The 23,918-nt window shown below is 59.3% G+C and carries 18 protein-coding genes; 9 read left to right on the top strand and 9 right to left on the bottom strand.

Features of this window, described 5'->3' with window-relative positions:
• Positions 1-121: 121 nt before the first annotated feature.
• Both HCK86_RS09875 and HCK86_RS09870 read right to left on the bottom strand, forming a co-directional pair.
• Positions 122-1,048, bottom strand: a complete 927-nt coding sequence (locus HCK86_RS09875) for a Gfo/Idh/MocA family oxidoreductase (protein WP_176084300.1) — start codon at positions 1,046-1,048, stop codon at positions 122-124.
• Between the two features lie 175 nt (positions 1,049-1,223).
• Positions 1,224-2,198 (bottom strand): LysR substrate-binding domain-containing protein, encoded by a 975-nt coding sequence (locus HCK86_RS09870; protein ID WP_176084299.1) that lies wholly within the window; start codon positions 2,196-2,198, stop codon positions 1,224-1,226.
• A gap of 430 nt (positions 2,199-2,628) precedes the next feature.
• Here HCK86_RS09870 and ytfQ point away from each other — a divergent pair, with 430 nt between their 5' ends.
• The 8 genes from ytfQ (at position 2,629) to HCK86_RS09830 (ending at position 12,713) form a co-directional block, all read left to right on the top strand.
• Positions 2,629-3,579: a galactofuranose ABC transporter, galactofuranose-binding protein YtfQ gene (gene ytfQ, locus HCK86_RS09865; protein ID WP_176084298.1), complete on the top strand. Its 951-nt coding sequence runs from the start codon at positions 2,629-2,631 to the stop codon at positions 3,577-3,579.
• Positions 3,580-3,663: 84 nt separating this feature from the next.
• Complete coding sequence (locus HCK86_RS09860; RefSeq protein WP_176084297.1) at positions 3,664-5,178, top strand: sugar ABC transporter ATP-binding protein; 1,515 nt, start codon at positions 3,664-3,666, stop codon at positions 5,176-5,178.
• The gene (locus HCK86_RS09855) at positions 5,178-6,215 is read left to right on the top strand and encodes an ABC transporter permease (protein WP_176084296.1); all 1,038 of its coding nucleotides are present in this window, start codon (positions 5,178-5,180) and stop codon (positions 6,213-6,215) included. The genes HCK86_RS09860 and HCK86_RS09855 overlap by 1 nt, the downstream gene beginning before the upstream one ends.
• Positions 6,212-7,183: a galactofuranose ABC transporter, permease protein YjfF gene (gene yjfF, locus HCK86_RS09850; RefSeq protein ID WP_176084295.1), complete on the top strand. Its 972-nt coding sequence runs from the start codon at positions 6,212-6,214 to the stop codon at positions 7,181-7,183. Before HCK86_RS09855 ends, yjfF begins: the two co-directional genes overlap by 4 nt.
• A gap of 87 nt (positions 7,184-7,270) precedes the next feature.
• Entirely contained in the window at positions 7,271-8,950 is a 1,680-nt protein-coding gene (locus tag HCK86_RS09845) for a ribulokinase (RefSeq protein ID WP_176084294.1), read from the top strand.
• A 42-nt stretch (positions 8,951-8,992) separates the two neighbouring features.
• On the top strand, positions 8,993-10,501 hold the full coding sequence (araA, locus tag HCK86_RS09840) for an L-arabinose isomerase (RefSeq protein WP_176084293.1): 1,509 nt from the start codon (positions 8,993-8,995) through the stop codon (positions 10,499-10,501).
• Positions 10,502-10,511: 10 nt separating this feature from the next.
• Positions 10,512-11,210: an L-ribulose-5-phosphate 4-epimerase AraD gene (gene araD, locus HCK86_RS09835; RefSeq protein WP_176084292.1), complete on the top strand. Its 699-nt coding sequence runs from the start codon at positions 10,512-10,514 to the stop codon at positions 11,208-11,210.
• 306 nt (positions 11,211-11,516) lie between these two features.
• Positions 11,517-12,713, top strand: coding sequence for a serine hydrolase domain-containing protein (locus HCK86_RS09830; RefSeq protein ID WP_176084291.1), 1,197 nt, complete (start codon positions 11,517-11,519; stop codon positions 12,711-12,713).
• Positions 12,714-12,900: 187 nt separating this feature from the next.
• Here the strand turns inward: HCK86_RS09830 and HCK86_RS09825 are convergent, their stop codons facing one another.
• Positions 12,901-13,371 carry an Lrp/AsnC family transcriptional regulator gene (locus tag HCK86_RS09825; protein ID WP_176084290.1) on the bottom strand — a complete coding sequence of 157 codons (471 nt, stop codon included), beginning with the start codon at positions 13,369-13,371 and terminating at the stop codon, positions 12,901-12,903.
• 101 nt (positions 13,372-13,472) lie between these two features.
• On the opposite strand from HCK86_RS09825, the gene putA reads away from it, so the two are divergent.
• On the top strand, positions 13,473-16,883 hold the full coding sequence (gene putA, locus HCK86_RS09820) for a bifunctional proline dehydrogenase/L-glutamate gamma-semialdehyde dehydrogenase PutA (protein WP_176084289.1): 3,411 nt from the start codon (positions 13,473-13,475) through the stop codon (positions 16,881-16,883).
• Between the two features lie 151 nt (positions 16,884-17,034).
• Here the strand turns inward: putA and HCK86_RS09815 are convergent, their stop codons facing one another.
• From HCK86_RS09815 to HCK86_RS09790, 6 genes are all read right to left on the bottom strand, one after another.
• Positions 17,035-17,853: an ABC transporter permease subunit gene (locus HCK86_RS09815; RefSeq protein WP_176084288.1), complete on the bottom strand. Its 819-nt coding sequence runs from the start codon at positions 17,851-17,853 to the stop codon at positions 17,035-17,037.
• Complete coding sequence (locus HCK86_RS09810; protein WP_176084287.1) at positions 17,850-18,746, bottom strand: ABC transporter permease subunit; 897 nt, start codon at positions 18,744-18,746, stop codon at positions 17,850-17,852. The genes HCK86_RS09815 and HCK86_RS09810 overlap by 4 nt, the downstream gene beginning before the upstream one ends.
• A 9-nt stretch (positions 18,747-18,755) precedes the next feature.
• Positions 18,756-19,895, bottom strand: a complete 1,140-nt coding sequence (gene potA / locus HCK86_RS09805; RefSeq protein WP_176084286.1) for a polyamine ABC transporter ATP-binding protein — start codon at positions 19,893-19,895, stop codon at positions 18,756-18,758.
• Positions 19,896-19,960: 65 nt separating this feature from the next.
• Complete coding sequence (locus tag HCK86_RS09800) at positions 19,961-21,043, bottom strand: polyamine ABC transporter substrate-binding protein (RefSeq protein ID WP_176084285.1); 1,083 nt, start codon at positions 21,041-21,043, stop codon at positions 19,961-19,963.
• 233 nt (positions 21,044-21,276) lie between these two features.
• A complete protein-coding gene (locus HCK86_RS09795; RefSeq protein WP_176084284.1) occupies positions 21,277-22,212 on the bottom strand; it encodes an endonuclease/exonuclease/phosphatase family protein in 936 nt (311 codons plus the stop codon).
• A 659-nt stretch (positions 22,213-22,871) separates the two neighbouring features.
• Positions 22,872-23,537 carry a D-sedoheptulose 7-phosphate isomerase gene (locus HCK86_RS09790; RefSeq protein ID WP_348641063.1) on the bottom strand — a complete coding sequence of 222 codons (666 nt, stop codon included), beginning with the start codon at positions 23,535-23,537 and terminating at the stop codon, positions 22,872-22,874.
• Between the last annotated feature and the right edge of the window lie 381 nt (positions 23,538-23,918).

Below are 23,918 nucleotides of genomic sequence, written 5' to 3'. Positions count from 1 at the left end.
TGCCGCGAGCCGTGTGTGATACCGGTGCAGCAAGAAAGATCTTGGCTCTTGTCACATGGTCAGCTGGCAGCATTGTTTCAATGGATGGACGTGCTTTTGCGACAGATTGTCTGTCTTCCGGTCATTCGCAAAAGGCAGGGCCCGTTTCGCGTATGCCGCGGGCAAGCGCGTCCGTGACCTGCGCCAGAGGACTGGTATCGACATCACTTTGTCCGCTGCCAATGAGGGTGGCGAAGTGGCGATAGAGCCCTGCATATTCGCGTTCAGGCGCTTCACAGAGCGTTACGCCATTGTGGCGCAGACGCATGCCGCTGCGATCGATCTCGATGGAGCCGCTATCGGTTTCGACGACGATCATCTTGTCGTCTGGACCGGTTTTGCGCCAGTCAAATGCGGCCTCGATGCCAAGGCCAGCTGCACCTTCAAACTGCAGGCGAGCGGCGATCGGGGCATCACGGCCATCGGGGTAGACGAGGTGAGCGGCGTGCAAATGAAGCGGCATCGGCAAGATATGGCCGAGAAGCGCCAGGCCGTTGATGCCGCTGTCAAACACGCCGAAAGCGCCGCTTTGCCAGATCCAGTCCTGACGGGGATGCCAGCGTCGCACGTCCTCATGCCAGCGCAGCCTCGCCGCGCGGACGGCGCTTTGCGCGACCAGCCGGCGGGCGGGTTCCGCGGCCGGGGCGAAACGGCTGTGCCAGCTGGCAAACAGTGTCAGTCCCCTTCTGTCGGCTTCCTGTTTCAGTGTTGCCATCTCCGCAAGACTGGTCGCCGGTGGTTTTTCGAGCAGGACGTGACAGCCGGCCTTTAGCGCCGCCATGGCAAGCGGAAAACGTGCATGCGGGGGCACGCAAAGGGCAAGGGCGTCGATATTGCGGTCGGCGTCAAGCAGGGCGTTAAGCGAAGTGAATGCGGGGCGAATATCGTCTGGCAGGGTCGGGTCGACAACACCCGCCAGCCGGAACTGGTGATCGGCCGTGATCGCAGGCAAATGCTGATCGCGGGCGATCTTGCCGAAACCGACGATCGCAATGCCGATCTGTGTCATGGTTTTCCCCGTTTTTCCGCCGAGGCGATCTGTCCTGAACAGGAATCGCGCGACGGGCGCCCACATTCTTCGTTTATCGCTGCTTAAGCACGAGGGGAAGCAGTGGCCGCGCCTCAGCCGCTATTTTTCTCGTTTTGCGTGAGATCCTGACGGCGAATGCCCGGTGCGGGCCGCTTCAACGGGAGGCAAACAGGTTGGCGAGCTGCTTTTCGATCAGTGTCAGCACCCGCCAGACCGGCGGCGAGGGAGAGCCGTCAGCGCGCTGGATCAATGAATAGGGACTGACATTGATCTCTTCCTTCAGCGGTAGCTGGCAGACCCGGCCACCGAGAATGCCTTCTTTTTCGAAGAAGGCGGCAACCGGGCGGGCAACCGGGCTGATGGCATCGGTCTCGGAGATGATTGCGAGTGTCAACAGGGCCGAGGTGGTGACGAGAATATGTTTCGGCAACATCAGGCCATGGGCGAGGAGGTGGATCTCGATCGAGCGGCGCAGCGGCGAGCCGGCCGGCTGCAGCACCCAGTCAAAATCGAGACAGTCGCCGATGGACAGCGTGTCGGCGCTGGCAAGCGGGTGATCGAGCCGGGCCATGATACTGACCGGCTCGAAGCCGATCGGGCGCATGGTGACGGTCTTGGCATCCATATCCTCCGGCAGGCGGCCGAGATAGAAATCGAGATTGTAGGAGAAAAGCGCTTCCGAGAGCTTGTCGGACGTATCAACCTGCACGGTCAGCTCGATTTCGGGATAGTTGCGGCGCAGTTCGCGGATCACCGGCATCACGATCTCCAGCGATGGGCCGGTAACCGCGCCCATGCGGACGGAGCCGCGCGCACCGGCAGCCATCTGGGCGATCTCGCGATGGCTCTCGTCAAGCTGATGCAGGATGACAACGGCGCGCTGGGCGATGGCGTAGCCGATTTCGGTCAGCACCACGCCGCGGCCGTGACGATCATAAAGCTTGGCGCCGACGGTATGTTCGAGTTCGCCCAAGAGGCGCGATGCGGCCGACTGGGTCATGCCCAGCTGGGCGGCAGCGGCGGAGATCTGCCCGCTGCGCTCAAGGATCGAGATCAGCCGGAGCTGCGAAAAACGCAAGCCCCTGCGGATAAACTCGTCTTCGAGGAATATCTGCTCCTTGCCAGCCATAGGATATACCAATTTCGCTATATCTATTGAGTTATTATTCATTTGAACGTCTAGCACAAAATTGCAACTATGGCTTCAGCGATTTGGTTGTAATTTTTATTTAACGTCCTGAAAATAAAGCGTTAAATTTGGATTTTGACCGCTCGCTCCATAGCTCGGGCGCTCTTTTGCGGCCGAAGGGGAGGTTGACGAACAATCCAACTGCATGCCCGGCCGGAATGATCCGGCGCGGGTCGGGAAAGTTGTACCCGAAACATCCGCAGGTTGTCTCTGGAGGTGGAGGCGCGTGCGGAAAGGATGGTGTTTGTCGCAAATCTGCTGACCTGACGGCGCGTGGTGCGCTTGCGTCATCGTCCGCTTCTGGCGGGCATCCTGTTGGGTTTGAACCGGAGAGGAACGGTTGGCCCGACGATCACTGGGAGGACTTTTTATGAAAGCATTGCTTTTGACGACCGTCGCCGCGCTGGCGATGAGCGCTGCCGCCGCATCGGCGGAAACGGTCGGCTTTTCGCAGATCGGTTCGGAATCCGGCTGGCGCGCCGCCGAAACGACCATCACCAAACAGCAGGCTGAAGAACGCGGCATCGATCTGAAATTCTCCGATGCACAGCAGAAGCAGGAAAACCAGATTGCTGCGATCCGCTCCTTCGTGGCGCAGGGCGTTGACGCGATCTTCCTGGCTCCGGTTGTTGCAACCGGCTGGGACAGCGCGCTGGAAGAGGCAAAGGATGCCGGCATTCCGGTGATCCTGCTCGACCGTCAGGTCGATGCACCGGATGATCTTTACATGACGGCCGTCGGCTCCAACGTTGTGCATGAGGGCGAAGTTGCCGCCAACTGGCTGATCGACACCGTCGGCGACAAGGATTGCAATGTGGTTGAACTGGAAGGCACGACCGGTTCTTCCGTTGCCATCGACCGCAAGAAGGGGTTCGATGATACCGTTGCATCGCATCCCAACATCAAGATCATCCGCAGTCAGACCGGCGATTTCACCCGCTCGCAGGGCAAGGAAGTCATGGAAAGCTTCCTGCAGGCGGAAAATGGCGGCCAGAATATCTGTGCGCTCTTCTCGCATAATGATGACATGGCCGTCGGCGCCATCCAGGCCATCAAGGAGGCCGGTCTGAAGCCCGGATCCGACATTCTGGTGGTCTCGATTGATGCCGTTCCGGACTATTTCAAGGCGATGTCCGAAGGCGAGACCAACGCCACGGTTGAACTGACGCCGAATATGGCCGGTCCGGCCTTTGATGCGCTCGCTGCCTACTGGAAAGACGGCACCATGCCGCCGAAATTCATCCAGACGGAATCGAAGCTTTACACCCAGGCTGACGATCCGGCCGGCGAATATGCCCGCCGCAAGGACCTTGGTTATTAAGGTCCCCTCCCGAGCCGCCGGGGCCGTTTCATCGGCCCCGGCGGGTCAAGCCTGGGCCTTGCGCCCGAACCGGGGTGAATTGAAATGCTATTGGAAATTGAATCTCTGACGAAGACCTTTCTGGGCATGACTGCGCTCGACCACGTCAATTTCGAGCTGGCCGCAGGAGAGGTTCATGCGCTTCTGGGCGAGAATGGCGCGGGAAAGTCGACGCTGATCAAGTGCCTGACCGGTGCCTATCATCGCGATGCCGGCTCCATCACGCTCAATGGCGCGCAGATTTCGCCGCGCTCCACGTCGGAAGCGCAGGAACTGGGCATTGGCACCGTCTATCAGGAGGTCAACCTCCTTCCCAATCTCACCGTCGCGCAGAACCTGACCTTCGGCCGCGAACCGCGCCGCTTCGGTGTGATCGATAACCGCACCATGAAGATCGATGCGCTGAAAATGCTGGAAGGCTATGGCCTCGACATTGATGTCAGCCGCGACCTCGGCACCTATTCCGTTGCCGTGCAGCAGATCATCGCCATCGCCCGCGCCGTGGCGCTTTCCGGCAAGGTGCTGATCCTTGACGAGCCGACGGCCAGTCTCGATACCCGCGAAGTGCGCATGCTGTTTGATGTCGTGCGCCGGCTGCGCGATGAGGGGCTGGGGATTATTTTCGTATCCCATTTTCTCGATCAGGTCTTTGAACTGACGGACCGGATCACGGTTCTGCGCAATGGGCGCAAGATCGTCACCGAAAAGACCGCCGATCTCGACCGGATCCGGCTGATTTCGCATATGCTCGGCCGGGAGCTGGAAGGCGAGGAAGGCGAGGGTGCCCGCCGGCCGACGGAAGGTCGTGTCGGTGCGGAACCGATCCTGACCATGCGCGGGCTTGGCCGCAAGAACATGGTCGAACCCTTCGATCTCGACATTCACAAGGGCGAGGTCGTCGGACTTGCCGGTCTGCTTGGCTCCGGGCGAACCGAAACCGCGCAGCTGGTATTCGGGGTGCGGCACGCCCAGACGGGAACGATCTCCGATCAGAATGGGCCGCTCAAGATCACAAGTCCGCGTGATGCCATTGCGGCGGGTTTCGGCTTTGCGCCGGAGGACCGCAAGACGGACGGGATCATTGCCGATCTCTCCATCCGCGAGAATATCGCGCTGGCCATGCAGGCCAGGCGCGGCTGGGCGCGGCCGATCCCGCGCGCCGAACAGGACCGGATCGTCGCTGATTATATCGAGAAGCTCGACATCAGGACGTCTGGTCCGGAAAAGCCGATTGGCGAGCTGTCGGGCGGCAACCAGCAAAAGGTTGTTCTGGCGCGCTGGCTGGCGATGAATCCACGCTTTCTCATTCTCGACGAGCCGACACGCGGCATCGATGTCGGGGCACATGCGGAAATCCTGCATCTGATCCAGGAGATCACCGCCGAGGGTATGTCTATCCTGGTGATTTCGTCCGAACTTGACGAACTGATCGCGGTTGCCGACCGGGTGATCGTGGTGCGCGACCGCGCCCATGTCGCTGAGCTCGTCGGTGAGGAAATCGTCTCGGACAATATCGTCCGGGCGATTGCCACCTCGAAGAAGCAGGAGGAGGTTGCGTGATGCCACAGGGAATCAAGCGGGTTCTGCCGCAACTTGTCACTCTGGCCTTTCTGGTGGCGCTGGTTTCGGTGTTCTTCCCGGCCTTCCTTCAGGTCGATTATTCATCCGGCCGTTTTGTCGGCCCGGTCGTCGACGTATTGAAACGGGCAGCACCTGTCGCACTCTTGTCCATCGGCATGACGCTGGTGGTGGCGACCAAGGGCATCGACCTTTCGGTCGGCACGGTGATTGCCATCACCGGCGCGGTTGCCGCCGCCACGCTGACGGCGGGCTACGGCATTCCGGCCGCGATCTTCATGGCGCTGGTCGCCGGGCTGATTGCCGGCCTTTTCAACGGGACACTGGTTGCCTTTATCGGCATTCAGCCGATTGTTGCGACGCTGATCCTGATGATTTCGGGACGCGGGATTGCCCAGCTGATCACCGAAGGCCGTATCCTTACGTTCAACGCGCCGGGTTTTGCCTGGCTCGGTTCCGGGGCTCTGTTCGGTATCCCGGTGCCAACCGTGATCTGGCTTCTGGCCGCAGTGATTGCCATTCTCGTGATGCGGCGCACCGCGCTCGGCCTTCTGGTCGAGGCAGTCGGCGTGAACATGAAGGCGGCGTCGCTTGCCGGCGTCAATGCGCGGGTGCTGCTGATTGCCGTCTATATGGCGTCAGGCCTTTGCGCAGCGGTTGCCGGCATTATCACGGCTGCCGACATCCGCGGGGCGGATGCCAATAATGCGGGGCTCTGGCTGGAACTTGATGCGGTGCTGGCGACCGTTATCGGTGGCAATTCGCTGCTTGGCGGCCGGTTCTCGATCTCGGCTTCCGTCATCGGTGCGCTGATCATCCAGACCATCGATACCGGCATTCTTCTGGCGGGTTTCCCATCGGAATATAATCTGGTCATCAAGGCAGCGCTGGTGGTCATCATTCTGGTTCTGCAATCACCCAATGTTGTCGGTGATCTGAAGTTCTTCCGTCAGGATTTCTTCCGTCGCGGCGCGTCTGCAACGACGAATGATCCGGCTGTTCGCAGGGGGGCAAAATGAAAAACCCGCGTCTCTATCCGCTGTTTGCCACGATCGCGATTTTCATCGTTGCCTATGCGATCTGCTACACGCAGTTCCCGGCCATGCTGTCGACCCGCGTCGCCGGTAACCTGCTCACCGACAATGCCTATCTCGGTATCGTCGCCGTCGGCATGACGGTGGTGATCCTGTCCGGGGGGATCGACCTCTCGGTCGGCTCGGTGATTGCCTTTTCCGGCGTCTTCATCGCGGTTTTGCTGCGCGATACCGGACTTCACCCGCTGGTCGTTTTCGCCCTGCTGCTGGTGGTCACCACCGCTTTCGGTGCGGCGATGGGCTTCCTGATCCACAAGCTTGCCATGCCGGCCTTCATCGTCACGCTGGCCGGCATGTTCCTGGCCCGCGGCGTTGCCTACATGATGACGATCGATTCCATCCCGATCGCCGATCCCTTCTTCAAGGCCCTGCAAAAGACCTATTGGGTGATGCCCGGCAAGGGACGGCTGACGCTGATCGGTATCATCATGCTGCTGGCCTTTGTCGTCGGTCATATCGTCGCCCACAAGACCCGCTTCGGCGCGTCGATCTTTGCGATTGGCGGCGGCGAGCAGACGGCCAAGCTGATGGGTGCCAGGGTGGGCCAGACGACGATTGCCATCTATGCCTTTTCCGGCTTCATGGCCGGGCTCGGCGGCATTGTTTTCGCCATCTATACCGGCTCGGGTTATCCGCTGGCGACCGTCGGCACGGAGTTGTCCGCAATTGCGACGGTCGTCATTGGCGGCACGCTTCTGACGGGTGGCGCCGGCTATGTTTTTGGCACGCTGTTCGGCGTGTTGACCATGGGGTTAATCCAGACTTACATCGTCTTTGACGGGACGCTTTCGAGCTGGTGGACCAAGATGGCAATCGGCATTCTCCTGCTCCTCTTCATCCTGCTGCAGAAGGGGCTTCTCAAGCTCACCGTGGCGCGCAGCGCTCCGGCCTGATCTTCACCGCAAAAGATCATCGGCGCAGTCAGGCGCCGGTGATGTCCACAACCCATAAAAACAGTCCCAGCCAGGGAGTACACCGCAATGTCCAGGGCCAACAAAGCCTTCTCGATCGGCCTTGATTATGGCACGAACTCCGTTCGCGCCCTTGTCGTCGGCTGCGACGACGGCTTCGAATATGGAACCCATGTGTTCAACTATCCAAGCGGCGATCAGGGCGTGCTGCTCGATCCAGCCAATCCGCTTCTCGCCCGCCAGAGCCCGGCTGACTATCTCGCCGGTCTCGAGGTGAGTGTGAAAGGTGCGCTTGCTGCTGCTTCAAACCATCCCGACTTCGCGCCTGAGCGGGTGATCGGCATCGGTGTCGATACGACGGGCTCCAGTCCGCTGCCGGTGGATAGCGAAAACCGTGCGCTCGCCGTGGATCCGCGTTTTGCAGACAATCTCAACGCCTATTGCTGGCTGTGGAAGGACCACACCTCCTGGCGCGAGGCTGGCAAGATCACCGAGCTTGGCAAGGCCGAGCGGCCGCAATATCTGGCCATGGTCGGCGATACCTATTCGTCGGAATGGTGGTGGTCGAAAATCTGGCACTGCCTCAATGTCGATCCGGCGGTCTTTGATGCCGCCGCTTCCTGGGTGGAGATCGCTGACTGGATTCCGGCCGTTCTTTCAGGCATCGACAAGCCGGCAGACATTCGCCGGGGTGTCTGTGCGGCCGGTCATAAGGGGCTCTACAATCCCAAATGGGGTGGACTTCCCGACAAGGAATTCCTCGGCATGCTCGATCCGAAGATCGCAAAATTGCGCGACCGGCTTTACGAGACAGCACAGGATATCGCCACGCCGGCGGGCGCGCTTTCGGCTGAATGGGCAGAAAAGCTCGGCCTGCCGGAAGGGATCATGATTGCCACCGGCGCTTTCGACAACCATCTGGGCTCGATCGGCTGCGGCATTCGCGAAGGGATGCTGGTCAAGGTCATCGGCACGTCCACCTGCGACTGCGCCGTGGTGCCGCCGTCGAGTGGCACGGACACGATCCCGGGTCTCTGCGGCATTGTCGAAGGCTCGATCCTGCCGGGCTATTTCGGCATCGAAGCCGGGCAGTCCGCCGTCGGCGATATTTTCAAGTGGTGGGTCGAACGTGTCTGCAAGGGCGATGCCTCGCTGCATGCCGAGCTGACGGCAGAGGCCACGGCCATGAAGCCGGGTCAGAGCGGGCTGATCGCGCTCGACTGGAACAATGGCAACCGTACCATCCTCGTTGACCAGCGCCTGACCGGCCTGATCATGGGCCAGACTCTCTATACGACGCGTTCGGAAATCTATCGCGCGCTGGTGGAAGCAACGGCCTTTGGCGCGCGTGCCATTGTTGAGCGGATGACCGATTTCGGCGTGCCGATCAATGAGGTGGTCTGCGCTGGCGGCATTGCCGAGAAGAACCCGATGCTGATGCAGATCTATGCCGATGTCATGAACCGCTCGATGCTGGTGACCCGCTCGGCCCAGACCTGCGCGCTCGGTGCGGCTGTGGCTGCCGCGTCGGTCGCCGGAGCGCATGACACGCTGGCCGAAACCACCGCGGCAATGACGGGGCTGAAGGACATCCGCTACGATCCGATCCCGGAAAATGTTGCCGTCTATGAGAAGCTTTATGGGCTCTACATCACGCTGCATGACGGCTTTGGCGGGGTGACCCGTGACGCCGATTTCTCCACCGTGATGAAGGAACTCATCGATATTCGCGACGAAGCCCGGGCGTAACGCCTCCGTCGCCAAGTGTTTGAAATTTGAAAGGGAATGACCATGCTCGGCTTAAAGCCTGTCAAAATCTGGTTCGTCTGCGGCTCGCAGCACCTTTATGGCCCGGAAACCCTGGCCCAGGTGGATGCACAGCTGGCGAAGATTACCGACTATCTGTCGAAGGAAGCCGGCCTGCCGCTCGAAATCGTCACCCAGCCGGTGGCCAAGTCCTCCGCCGAGGTGACGGATCTTTGCATCCGTGCCAATGCCGATCCTGAATGCGGTGGTCTGATCCTGTGGATGCACACGTTCTCGCCGGCCAAGATGTGGATCCGCGGCCTGTCGCAGCTCACCAAACCCTTCATGCATCTCCATACCCAGTTTGCCCGCGAATTGCCGTGGGATACGATCGATATGGACTATATGAACCTCAACCAGTCTGCCCATGGCGACCGCGAGGCCGGTTTCATCCATTCGCGCCTCAGGCTTGGCCGCAAGGTCGTTGTCGGCCACTGGACCGACACGGACGTTCATGCCCGCATTGATGCCTGGATGCGGGCCGCACGCGCCTGGCACGACTGGCAGGGCGGCCGCTTCTGCCGCTTCGGTGACAATATGCGCGAGGTCGCGGTGACGGAAGGCGACAAGGTCGCCGCCGAAATGGCCTTCGGCTTTTCGGTCTCCGGTTACGGAATCATGGATCTGGTCGACGTGATGTCCGGCATCGCTGACAGCGATGTTGCCGCACTCGCCGCCGAATATGAGACCCTCTACGATGTCATGCCGGTTCTGAAGAAGGGCGGCGACAAGCATCATTCGCTGCTGCACGCGGCCCGCCAGGAGCTGGCGCTCAAGGCCTTCTTCGCCGAGGGCGGTTTCAAGGGCTTTACCGACACGTTCGAGGATCTGCACGGGGTTGAGCAGCTGCCGGGCATTGCCTCGCAGCGCATGATGGCGGCTGGTTTCGGATTTGCGGGGGAGGGCGACTGGAAGACGGTGGCGCTGGTGCGGGCGCTGAAGGTGATGGGCCATGGCCTGTCCGGTGCGACCTCCTTCATGGAGGATTATACCTATCATATGGTTCCCGGCGCCGAGCAGGTGCTCGGGTCGCATATGCTGGAAGTTTGCCCGACGATCGCTGCCGACAAGCCCAAGGTGGAAATCCATCCGCTCGGCATTGGCGGCAAGGCTGATCCCGTTCGTCTGGTGTTCGATGCCCGTCTTGGCGACGCGGTGTCGGCGAGCCTGATGGATATGGGCAACCGCTTCCGCCTGCTGGTCAACGAGGTGACGACGGTCGAACATCCCGCTCTGCCGAACCTGCCGGTTGCCAGTGCGGTCTGGGAATGCAAGCCGGATTTCAAGACGGCGCTGCAGTCCTGGATCCTTGCTGGCGGTGCGCATCACACGGCCTTCTCCTTTGATGTCACCACCGAGATGCTGGAAGATTTTGCCACCATGGCCGGTATCGAGCTGGCGGTGATCAATGCCGACACGACGATCCCGCAATTCAAGCAGGACCTGATGACCAATGAAGTCTACTGGCACATTGCCAAGGGCTTCAGGGCCTGAGGAGGGTGACATGTCGATTTATAAAGAGATCCGGCGCGAGGCCTATGAAGCCAATATCGCGCTGCCGAAACACGGGCTGATCAACCTGACCTTCGGCAATGCCAGTGCGGCGGATCGTGACCGCGCCGTCTTTGCCATCAAGCCGAGCGGTGTCGATTACGACGAGCTGTCTCCGGACAACATGGTGGTGGTCGATTTCGACGGCAAGACTGTCGAGGGGAATATGCGCCCCTCGTCAGACACGCCGACCCATCGCTGCCTGCTGATGGCATTTGAGGGGATTGGCGGCGTGGTGCATACCCATTCCAGTCATGCCACCGCCTTTGCCCAGGCGGGCAGGCCGATCCCGAATTTCGGCACGACCCATGCGGACTATTTCTACGGCGAGATTCCGGTGACCCGGAAAATGACGCCGGAGGAAATCGCCAGCGCCTATGAATGGGAAACCGGCAATGTCATCCTTGAGCGCTTCAAGGGGCTCGATCCGCTGGACTTTCCGGGCGTTCTGGTCAATCGCCACGCGCCCTTCACCTGGGGCAAATCGGTTGCCAAGGCAGTTGAGGTCGCAGTTGCCGTCGAATGCATCGCCCATATGGCAATGATGTCGATGCAGCTGAACCCCGGTCTGCAGCACATCGAGCAGGAATTGCTGGACAAGCACTTCCTCCGGAAACACGGCAAGAACGCCTATTACGGACAGCCGGGCTGAAAGACATCGATTTCGAGATTTCGGGCGGGCGTGACGAAGGTCGCGCCCGTCTTGTTCTGGTGGCATGTCATCACTGAAATGACTGATAAATGTCATTCGTCACTTGCATGGAAAAATCGTATCGGTTTTACTGTCGGTATCGTACACAACCGGTGCAAATCCGACTTGCACTGCCGGCTGACCGCCGGGACGCATTGCCTTTGATCGCGGTGGCGCCGTCTTGTCGTCTGCGGGCTTTGCAATGATCATGCGTGTGCTCAAGGCCCGGGGAAATGCCGGTGTGACCGGTCCGAAAGCGAGACAGCGATGCGATCCCTCTTCACTGCCTTTTCCTGCCTGCTGCTGATCGGTGCCAGCGCCGAAATGGCGGCGGCCGACCCGTCGCCGGCGCAGCCGGCAGATGTCACCGCCATCGGCGATATCGTCCGGGCGCAGTTCGACGCGCGTGATCTCAACGCTCTGATCGTTGAGGTGAGGGTGGATGGCGAACCGGTCTTCAGTGAAGCGCTGGGCGAGGCCATGACGGGGGTACCTGCGACGACGGAGGTTCGGTTTCGCAATGGCGCAGTCGGGCTTGCCTATGTTGCAGCCCTTGCTCTCAAGCTGTCTGAAGAGGGAGCTGTTGAGCTCGATGCCCCGATCTCCAGATGGTTGCCTGATCTGCCGGACGCTGACACGGTCACCATCCGGATGCTTGCGAATATGACCGCCGGCTATCCTGATCATGTCGCCAATCAGGATGGCTTTGTTGAACCCTTCACGGAAGATCCCTTCGCGACCTGGACGCCTGATGCGCTGATCGCTGTCAGCCTTTCGATGCCGCGCCGTTTCGCGCCGGGGACGAACTGGGACTATTCGCATAGCGACTACGTCATTCTCGGTCAGGTGCTGACCGCTGCCACCGGAAAACCGATGCATCAGCTGATGCAGGATTATATTCTGACACCGCTGAACCTGACCGGGACATTCGGATTTGACAATGCCGAGATCCCTGCGCCCGTGCTGCATGGCTTCACCGCCGAACGCGGCTTTCTGGAGGATGCCACGTTCTGGAACCCATCCTGGACGCTTCCGAGCGGAGCTATCCAGGTGGCGACCATCTCGGATATGGCGAAAAGCTTTGACGCGATTGTCGGCGCCGATGGTTTTCTCAGCAAAGCGGCGCGTCAGGCAATGATTACGCCGGCGCTGATCGGTTTCGGTGCTCCGCTTGAGGGATGCCCGACCTGTCACAGGCTAACGCGTGATTTCAGCTACGGGCTTGGCACCATGCTGCAGGGCGACTGGGTGTTCCAGACGCCGCTGTTCGGCGGTTATGCAGCTTCGGTTGGCACGCTGCCTGAGGAGCACAACGATGGTCGCAGGATCACAATTGCCGCCGTCGCGACCTATCGTCCAAGTTCCGTTGCCGACTGGAGCGGGGCGTTGCCAAACTGGGCGGACCAGACGGTCCGGCTGATAGCCGCTGAACTCAAACCGGATAATCCGCCGCCGATGCGCTGATTTAGCCGCGTGAACTTGATTGTCTGCGACTGGCGGGATGGCGCATCGCAATGGCTTTTCGGTTGCCGCCAAAGGCGGAGAGGCTGCGGCCAGAAAAAGCGCGGAAGGCTCGCTTTTCTGGTGATCTTTTGAACAAGCGGGGCTGTTCAAACTCTTCTTTGGTGATTATGCAGGGTTGATGTGTTTTTTAAAGTTCAACCCAGCTTTGTTCGACGACGGCTTCCATGGCCACATAGCTGGTCGTTGAACTGACAAAGGGGAGTTCCGAGATCCGTCCGGCCATGATCTCGCGAAAGTGCATCATATCGCGCGAGCGGACCTTCAGCTGATAGTCGAAGCCGCCGGTGATCATGTAGCATTCCTCGACTTCGGGGATTTTGCGAACGGCCTCATTGAACTGAAGCAGGGCCTTTTCGCGCGTGTCTGTTACCTTTACGGTCACATAGGTGACATGGGTGAGGCCGAGTTTGATCGGTGAGAGAATGGCACGGTATCCGGTGATCAGGCCCATGGCCTCCATCTGCCGGATGCGCAGCGCGACGGGAGTCTTTGAAAGACCCACCATGCGTGACAGTTCCGTCAGAGGAATGCGCGCATTGTCGACGAGAATTTCGAGGATCCTGCGGTCGATAGCGTCGATCTTCGCGGTTGATACCATATGAAACCTGAATTTTGGTCTGATAGACCAAGTCTTTAACATTCTTCAGTCGCATGGTCCAAGGAATTGGCGATAACCTCACAAAAAAACCGAGGAACAGCATGACCAATATCAATTTCGATACACTGAATTTTACCGCGAAATTTGCCGACGAGCAGGCATGTCTGAAGGAGTTGGTCGATCAGGCCCGCATCACCGCAGACGAGCGTGCGGCCATCAGCGCCCGCGCGGCCGATCTGGTTCGCCGTATTCGCAGCGAGAGCAAACCCACGTTGATGGAGCATTTTCTCTCCGAATACGGGCTTTCGACCCGCGAGGGCGTGGCGCTGATGTGTCTGGCCGAAGCGATGCTGCGCGTGCCGGACCGTGACACGATCGATGCGCTGATCGAAGACAAGATCGCACCGTCGGAATGGAACAAGCATCTGGGCACAGCGGCATCCTCGCTGGTCAATGCTTCGACCTGGGGGCTGATGCTGACCGGCAAGGTGCTGGATGAAAAGAGCGAGCCCGGGATTGCTAATACACTGCACGGTCTTGTCCGCCGGCTCGGCGAGCCGGTGATCCGCACCGCGGTCACCCGGGTGATGAAGGAAATGGGCCGCCAGTTCGTGCTGGGCGAAACCATTGAGGGCGCGCTGAAGCGCGGCGAGGCACGCAACAAGCAGGGCTTCACCTATTCCTTCGACATGCTGGGCGAGGCGGCGATGACCAGCGCCGATGCCGACCGCTATGCCCGCTCCTATGAAAATGCCATCACCGCCATCGGCAAGGCCGCCGTTCATGCTGCCACTGTTGATAATCCCGGGATTTCGATCAAGCTTTCGGCGTTGCACCCGCGTTATGAAGTGGCCAAGGAAGAACGGGTGATGGCGGAACTGGTGCCGGTTGTCACCAGATTGGCGCGGCAGGCGAAAGAGGCCGGGATCGCGCTTCATGTCGATGCCGAGGAGCAGGCCCGGCTGGTCATTTCCTTCAAGGTGATCGAGGCTGTCATGGCCGACGAGACTCTTTCCGGCTGGGATGGCTTCGGCGTCGTGGTTCAGGCCTATGGCAAGCGGGCAGGGGCCGCCATTGATGCGCTTTACGCCATGGCGACGCGCTATGACCGCAAGATCAACATCCGTCTCGTCAAGGGCGCCTATTGGGACACCGAGATGAAGCTCGCCCAGGTCAACGGCATGCCGGATTTCCCGCTCTTCACCTCGAAGACCGCGACCGACGTTTCCTATCTTTGCCTGGCGAAGAAGCTTTTCTCCATGGGGGACCGGATCTTCCCGCAATTTGCCTCGCACAATGCTCATACGATTGCAGCGATCCTGGAAATGGCCGATGGCAGGCCTTACGAATTCCAGCGCCTGCATGGCATGGGCGAGCGGCTGCATGATATCGTGCTCAAGGAAACCAAGGGCCATTGCCGCATCTATGCCCCGGTTGGCGCCCATCGCGATCTTCTGGCCTATCTGGTGCGCCGCCTGCTCGAAAACGGTGCGAATTCGTCCTTCGTGCATCAGATCGTCGATACCTCGATCACCCCCGAAACCGTGGCCCGCGACCCGTTTGCCGGGCTTGAAACTGCCCGCGCGCCCTCCGGTCTCAAGCCAGTCAGCCAAGTCTTCGGCGCCGATCGCGTCACTGCACGCGGCTGGGACATCAGCGATGACGGTGTACTGGCCGAGATTGAGACCGCGCGCACTGCCGATCTGCCGAAAGGGTCGCCATTGACGGTCTCGCCACCGTCGGGTTCGGCCCGGCAGGTCCACAATCCCGCCACCGGCGCGGTGATTTCCGAGGTGGTTGATGCCGATGCCGCCACCGTTTCGCGCGCGCTCGATGATGCCATGCCGTGGAGCGCTCCGGCGGCGGAACGCGCCGCTTGCCTGCGCCGCGCCGCAGACCTCTACGAGGCGCATTACGGGCTCTTCTTCGCACTTCTGGCACGCGAGGCAGGCAAGACACTTGCCGATGCCATCGGTGAGGTGCGTGAGGCGGTGGACTTCCTGCGCTATTATGCAAACGAAGGCGAAAAGATCGATGCAGCGCCACGCGGCATCTTTGCCGCCATCAGTCCGTGGAATTTCCCGCTCGCCATCTTCACCGGCCAGCTCTCGGCGGCGCTGATGGCCGGCAATGCGGTTCTTGCCAAGCCGGCGGAACAGACATCGCTGATTGCCTGCAAGGCGGTTGAACTTCTGCATCAGGCCGGTGTGCCGCGCACCGCGCTGCAGCTTTTGCCTGGCGATGGCCCGACGGTCGGGGCACAGCTTTCTGCCGATCCGCGCATTTCAGGCGTTGTCTTCACCGGCTCGACGGATACGGCGAAACGGATTGCCGCTTCGATGGCGGACAATCTTGCGCCCGGCGCACCGCTGATTGCCGAGACCGGCGGCCTCAATGCGATGATTGTCGACAGCACGGCGCTGCCCGAACAGGCGGTGCGCGATATCGTCGCCTCGGCCTTCCAGTCGGCCGGTCAGCGCTGCTCGGCGCTCCGATGCCTCTATATTCAGGAGGATACGGCAGAGCACGTGATCGCGATGATCAAGGGGGCGATGGACGAGCTTGCCCTGGATGATCCATGGAATTTCGCCACCGATGTCGGCCCCGTCATTGACGCGGAAGCGCGTGACGGCATTCAGGCCTATCTTGCAGAAAAGTCCGACCAGATCCTGCACCAGCTGACGCCGCACGAGGGTGGCACCTTCATTGCGCCGACGCTGATCAGGGTCGATGGCATTGACGGGCTCGAGCGGGAAATCTTCGGGCCGGTGCTGCATGTTGCCACCTTCAAGGCACGCGACATCGACAGGGTTGTCGCGGATATCAATGCGCGCGGCTTCGGCCTGACGTTCGGTTTGCATACCCGCATTGACGATCGCGTTCAGGATGTTGCCGAAAGCATTCATGTCGGCAATATTTATGTCAACCGTAACCAGATCGGCGCCGTTGTCGGCTCGCAGCCTTTCGGTGGCGAGGGGCTCTCAGGCACCGGGCCGAAGGCCGGCGGGCCGCTTTACCTTCCGCGCTTCTACGTGCCGGAAGAGGCCCATGCAAAAGCGGGTAAATGGGCAAAGTCCGCCGATCTCGATGCCGTCGCGGCAAAGCTTGCCGCCCTTTCCGAGGAGAAACGCGGCGAGGAGATCATGCCCGGCGTAACCGGCGAGCTCAACCGGCTGGCCTTCTATTCCAGACCGCCGCTCCTGTGCCTTGGCCCCGGCAGGGCCGCAGCACTGGTGCAGGCCGATGCGGTCGAAGCGCTTGGCGGCAAGGCGGTGATGGTCGAGGGCGACGCCGATCCGGATGCAATCGCGGCGCTGACGGGCTTTTCCGGCTGCCTCTGGTGGGGTGGTGAGGCGGAGGCTGCTGCCCTCTCGAAGGCGCTGGCAAAGCGGGACGGGGCGATCCTGCCGCTGATCACCGCCATGCCGGATCGCGCCCATGTCCTGCATGAGCGCCACCTCTGCGTCGACACCACGGCGTCCGGCGGAAACGCGGCATTGCTGGCTGGCTGAACTTGGCGTTTGCGCGTTTTCTGTCCATGTTGGATGGCGGGCAGCAATTTCAACGCGACAGAAAGGCTCGCCAAGAGGTCTGACATATCATCGTTGGGCGGCGGGCCAATGACTGTTTGGTTTCGGAATATGACCAAGTTACGGGGCGCGTTCAGTCGCCGCTGGCAAGGGTCTCGTCGCGGCGCCGGCGACGGATGGCCTGGCGTGACATCACGCTTGCGCCGATGACGCCGGTTGCCACAATGGCCAGCAGGATCGTCGACAGGGCGTTGATCTCGGGTGAGACGCCGAGCCTGATCGAGGAGTAGATCTTGATCGGCAGCGTGGTCGAGGCCGGTCCCGTGGTGAAGGAGGCGATGACCAGATCGTCGAGCGAGAGGGTGAAGGCCAGAAGCCAGCCAGAAATGATGGCCGGTGCGATGATCGGCAGGGTCACAAGTCGGAATGCGCTGAGCGGGGTGCAACCGAGATCGAGGGCGGCCTCTTCCAGCGCCTGATCGAAGGATTTGAGGCGTGCCGTCACGACAACCGAGACATAGCACATCAGAAAGGTCGTGTGCGCCAGCACCACGGTCATGACGCCGCGTTCGATCCCCAGCGCGATGAACAGCAGCAGAAGCGACAGGCCGATGATTACATCCGGCATGACCAGCGGCGCAAAGGTCATTCCCGTAAACAGGGTCCGCCCCGGAAACCGCCGGATCCGCACCAGCACCAGGGCGGTCATGGTGCCCAGAATGGTGCCGAGCGTGGCCGACATCACTGCAACCTGAAGCGTGATCCAGGCAGCAGAAAGCATCTGATCGTCCTGAAACAGGACGCCGTACCATTTGAACGAGAAACCACCCCACACCGCCACCAGCTTCGAGGCGTTGAAGCTGTAGGTGATGAGGATCACCAGCGGTGCGTAAAGAAAGCTGAATCCGAGAACCAGCGAGACAAGATTGAAGACACTCAGGTTGCGCCTCATTGTCCGTCCTCCTCGGCCCGGGTCTGCGAACGCTGGAACAGAAGGATCGGCACGATGAGGATGATCAGCAGCACCACCGCGACGGCCGAGGCGGTCGGCCAGTCGCGATTGGAGAAGAATTCATCCCACAGAACCGAGCCGATCATCAGCGTGTGCGATCCGCCGAGAAGCGAGGGGATGACAAATTCGCCGATGGCGGGGATGAAGACCAGAAAGCATCCGGCGATGATCCCCTGTTTCGATTGTGGCACGGTCACCAGCCAGAAGGCCGAAAGTCGTGAACAGCCGAGATCCTCGGCCGCCTCCAGAAGCGAAACATCCATCTTGTCGAGAGCTGCATAGATCGGCAGCACCATGAAGGGCAGATAGCCGTAGAGAATGCCGAGATAGATGGCGAAATCGGTATTCATCATCTGCAGCGGCTGATCAATCACGCCCAGCCAGGTCAATAGCTGGTTGATCAGTCCCTCCTTCGAGATGATGCCGATCCAGGCATAGATGCGGATCAGGAACGAACTCCAGAAGGGCAGGATCACCAGCATCAGCAGCGCCGGGCGCCACTCGTCACGCGCGCGCGACATGGCATAGGCAATCGGATAGCCGGCGACGAGCGTCAGGATCGTGGCGAAGAACGCGATCTTCAGACTGGAAACATAGGATTTCCAGTAGAGGTCGTCGGTCGTCAGATAGATGAAATTGTCGAAGCTGAGCTGGGAGACGAAAGATCTGATCGCGCCCCAGCCGCCCCAAATGTCCAGCGTCGGCGTATAGGGCGGGATGGCGAGTGCGATTTCGGAGAGCGAGATCTTCAGCGCGATCAGGAACGGAATCAGAAACAGCGTCAGCAGCCAGAGGAAGGGAATGGCAATCAGGGCCAGGCGGCGGAGGTTCATCGCTTCATCCTATCGCGTCAGCACGATACCGGCAGTATCTGTCCAGCTGAGCCAGACGTCGTCTTCCCAGGTGAAATCGCGCCGCGAAAGGCGTCTGGCATTGGTCATCTGCGCCGACACCATCTGACCGCTCTCCAGCTGCACGTGATAGGTCGAGATATTGCCGACATAGGCTATGTCGATCACGCGGCCGCGGGCATGGTTGGCGCGTTCGGGATCGGGTGCGGCGGCGACCATGATCTTTTCGGGACGGACGGCATAGAAGACCCGTTGCCCCTGCGAAACCCTCTCCCCCATGCGGGCGTGGATCGGAACGCTACCCTCGGCATAGTGAATGTCGACCTTGTCATCGGAACTGGGATCGGCATTGCCCTCGAAGATATTCACGTCACCGATGAAATCCGCGACATAGACGGTTTCCGGGGTCTCGTAGATGCCGGCCGGGGTGGCGACCTGAACCAGCCTGCCTTCATCCATCACCGCCACGCGTGAGGCGACAGTCATGGCTTCTTCCTGATCATGGGTGACGATGATGAAGGTTGTGCCGGTGCGCTCCTGGATATCCATCAGCTCGAACTGGGTCTCCTGACGCAGTTTCTTGTCAAGCGCGCCGAGCGGCTCATCCAGCAGCAGAAGTTTGGGGGCCTTGGCAAGCGAGCGGGCCAGGGCGACGCGCTGGCGCTGTCCACCCGAGATCTGATGCGGTTTGCGGCTGGCGAATTTCTCCAGATGTGTCAGACGCAGCATTTCCTTGACGCGTGCGGCAACCTGATCTTTCGGCATTTTTTCGCGCTTGAGCCCGAAAGCGATGTTCTCCCAAACGCTCAAGTGCGGGAACAGGGCATAGTTCTGAAACATCATGTTGAAGGGGCGGCGGTTCGGGGACAGCGGCGTGATATCTTTTCCGCCAAACAGGATCTGCCCGGCCGTCGGGGCCTCGAACCCGGCAATCACCCGCATCAACGTGGTCTTTCCGCAGCCGGACGGGCCGAGCAGCGCAAAGAATTCACGCTCATAGATATCGAGGGTCAGATCCTCGATGGCGGTGAAGGTGCCGAATGTCTTGCGGATATTCTGTGCCCGTATCAGCGGCGTCGCTTTGGCATCTTCCCACGGGGCGAAGACTGGATGCGGTTTGGTCTGGACCATCTGGACCTCTTATGGCGGCATTCAAGATGAAGGCCCCCGCGCATGGCGAGGGCCGCCAATCATGCTCACGTACCGGATTTCAGCTGGGTCCAGAGCCGGGTCGCACTGCGCTGCACTTTCGCATCATAGGGCGTGGTAATGAACAGCCGCTGCATGACGTCTTCCGGCGGATAGATTGACGGGTCGTCGAGAATGTCCTTATCGACATAGGCCTGCGCCGCCAGATTGCCGTTCGCATAGAAGACATAGTTGGTGGATTTGGCGATATTCTGCGGGTCCATCATGAAGTTGATGAAGGCCAGCGCGCCGTCCGGGTTCGGCGCGTCGGCGGGGATGGCCATTTCGTCAAACCACATCGCGGCCCCTTCCTTCGGGATGTGATATTCGACCGTCACGCCGGCATCGGCCTGTTCCGCCTGATCGGCGGATTGCAGGATGTCGCCCGACCAGCCGAAGGCGACGCAGATATTGCCGTTCGCTAGGTCGTTGATGTAGTCGGAGCTGTCGAATTTGCCGACATAAGGGCGAACACCCTCCAGCAGTTTTTCGGCCGCCGCGAGGTCGTCGGGGTCCTTGCTGTCGGGATCCTTGCCCAGATATTGCAGCGCGGCCGGGAACATCTCCTTGGGCGCATCAAGGAAGGTCACGCCGCAGGCAGCGAGCTTGGACATGTTCTCGGGATCGAAAACCAGCGCAAGGCTGTCGACCGGGGCGTCGTCGCCTAGAACGTCCTTGACCTTTTCGGGATTGACGCCAATCCCGGTGGTTCCCCACATATAGTTCACCGAATAGGCATTGCCCGGATCGAAGATTGCGGCCCGCTTCTCGATTTCGGGCCACATGTTCTTCAGATTGGGTAATTTCGACTTGTCGAGTTTCTGAAATACGCCGGCCTGGATCTGACGTTGCAGGAATTCGCCGGAAGGCACGACCACATCATAGCCGGAATGACCGGCCAGAAGCTTGGTTTCGAGTATTTCGTTACTGTCGAACACGTCGTAGACGACATGGATGCCGGTTTCCTGCTCAAAGGCCTCGAGCAGGTCGGGGTCGATATAATCTGACCAATTATAGACATGAATTTCATCTGCCGCTGCGGCATGGGCTGCCAACAGTCCCGCGGCCAGGGTCGCCAATACTGTCTTCATGTGTGTGTATCCCGCTGCTGTTCCGTTTTTCCCATCTTGATCAAATGATTCCGGCGCTTGCAACATGCAAAACCAAAGTAATGCGAATAACCGCTTTTATCGTCAGGGTGCGATCGCAAAAGAGAAGGGGCTGTTGCTTGGATACCGCGTCGCGGGCGACAGCGACTGGTCGGAACGCGCGGTGAACAGGCCGGTCATTCCGGGTTCCGGCCAGAGGCTGTTCGGATGCCGCTTTACTGTTCCAGTGTCAGCGTGCAGATCATCGGGCGGTGATCCGATCCGAGAAGAGGCCCTGTCGAACAGTCCGACAGTTTGTTGCGGCCGTTGGTTAGGATGTGATCTATCGGCGATCCGAGCGACTGCAGACCGCGTCGCACGGCCATTCGTGTCGGGAACGGCAGCAATCTCGGTTCCTCATGCAGCTTTCCCTGGCTGACGACATGCTGAAAATTCGGGTCCCAGCGGGTGGCATTGAAATCACCCATCATCAGCATTGGTTCTGTCTGCCTGGATCCGATCTGCTCTGCCAGCATGGCAAGATAGTCATTGCGGGCAGCCAGTTCCGGAAAATTCCGTAAGGTTGAGGGGTGGATCGACCAGACGCCGATCCGGGAACCGTTCACATCCAGCTTGGCATATAAAATCGCCCGGCTCCCAACCTGGGTTATCCTTTGCCTGATGATCGGATATTTGGAAAGGAGGATGTTGTCCTGGGCAAGCTTGCTGCGATAGGGGAATAACGGAAACAGGCGCGTGGTCGCATCAAGATCGCGCGCGTTGAATTCATCAATGGTCATGATGTCAGGCTGTTGCTGGGCGATCCAGCGATAGATATCGCTGCGATCACGGTTCCCGCCAAGCCAATTATAGGTAATAACTTTGAGCGACTGACCGGTCGCTGGACCATTCTTTCGATAGTCAGACAAATAGGGCGAGATCAGGCTTGCCGCCAGAACCGTGAGCACAAAAGCTGCCGGCCACCGCGCCCTGGCGAAGACGATTGCGGTAAAGGCGACAAGGACGGCAAATGCGATCTCAAGATAGGCCCAGAAAAGATAAGCAACGGCAAAAAGATATGAAATCTGTAACTGATAGTGCTTTGCGAGAAGGATGACCGTGAGCAGGGTGGCCGGCATGAAGATGAGGAAGAGGCGTTTTTGCCTTGGCATCGTGGCTCCAGCTGGATTAAATTTTGTGCCGAAAATAATCCTAAGTATAAATTCTATAATCGGACCGATGTCGACCTGTCACTAATGGATTTTTTGCTGATTAAGGCTGAATAAAAACGAGTGACAGCCATATCCGAAGCTTCTTAATATATTTCGTCATTTTAATTGGAAAAATATGATCCCATCGTCAGGATCGGTCATCTTTTTCATCTTGTTGGAAGCTTGAATGGGTATTCATGAATGTAAATGAAAATGCAAAGAATCCGATCAATATAAAGTAAATGTAGATGATATATTGACCTGTTATGAGTAATGACACGATGCCGAATAGAAATGCGATCGCAGTCACTATCCTGATAAGTAGTAAAACCATTTATGTCTCGCAGCGTATGATCGGTTCCAGGCGCGTAAAACTGATTTAAATTGCCGTTATGTCGCGTCGGCGCTCAACAAGGCTTCTGGTGATTGCTTGCCGGAGGTGAAGCGAAGGAACATCGTGTTGACGCGGCGTTCAGGATCGCATGAACCGATAGGGTTGTCCAGCGATCGCGCCGTCGCGGCAATTGGGGGGGCGCCCCGCGCATGTGGGGCGCTGTCGAAACCATTGACGGAAAAGGTAGAAGCGCCCCAGAGGCTCGGGCCGAGGCGACCTCAGAGAATTACAGCTTGGGTGAGCACAATGCGGCCTCTACGAAAGCACAGATCAGATGGCCAACGGCAATGTGAGCTTCCTGAATATGATTTGTCTTGTCATGTGGAACGGCAAGCAGGACATCAGCTTCCTCAGCCATTTTCCCGCCTTTTGCCCCGGTCAGCGCAATGGTGCTCACCCCAAGCGACTTTGCGACCGCGAATGCCTCAACGACATTCTTGCTGTTGCCGCTGGTCGAGAGGCCAAACAGGACATCACCCTTTTGCGCGATACCGCGAAGCTGTCGTGAAAACACCTTCTCATAACCGTAATCATTGCCGATCGCCGTCAGGGCGGAGGTATCGACGGTCAAAGACAACGCTGGCAAAGGGTCGCGATCAATCAGGAAACGTCCCATCAGTTCCGCGGCAAGATGCTGGGCATCAGCGGCAGAGCCGCCATTCCCACAGAAGATGATTTTCCCGCCCGATTTCAGCGATGCGATGCAGAGCTCAGCGGCCGCAACGATATCGGCTGCGATGCTCTTCGTATCAGAAACACTTTTGGCAGCTTCGGTCAGATAAGCGTTGACCGCGGCTTCATCGCATTTCGGCATAACAATATTACTTGCATCACTCATAAATCGCGTCTCACCCCTTAGGACCCAAACATAATTTGGGCGTTTCAGATTCACTCTATATGCCTTTCGGCTACTCCAACAAGAACCAGAACGCAACGACCTCGATAGTTCGGATGATGTGTACCCGTAGAAAACCTTCGAAAAATATCGTCTCGCTGCAGATTCCGCTGGCTGATTGTTATCAGTCTCATCTGCTATCTCCTGCGTGTCGTTCACAAATGGGCAGGGTGACATTCCTAGTTTGTAGAGCCGGGACATTGTTACTTGTTGGCCACATTTACTGTCGCAACCGCTTTGAATTGTTGCGGGTTGCGCAACATAGAAATGTCTCCAACAGGCGCGGGCGGGAGTAAAACAGACAGACCGAGACCAGATATATCACAGCTCTGGCTGGCTTTGCGGCGGAGAAGAGGCTGAGATTTTCTGCAGATGCTG

This window comes from Martelella sp. HB161492, from assembly GCF_013184775.1.
GTDB lineage: Bacteria > Pseudomonadota > Alphaproteobacteria > Rhizobiales > Rhizobiaceae > Martelella.
The sequence above is the reverse complement of the archived record's forward strand: the minus strand, read 5'-3'. Positions and strand labels throughout refer to the sequence as shown.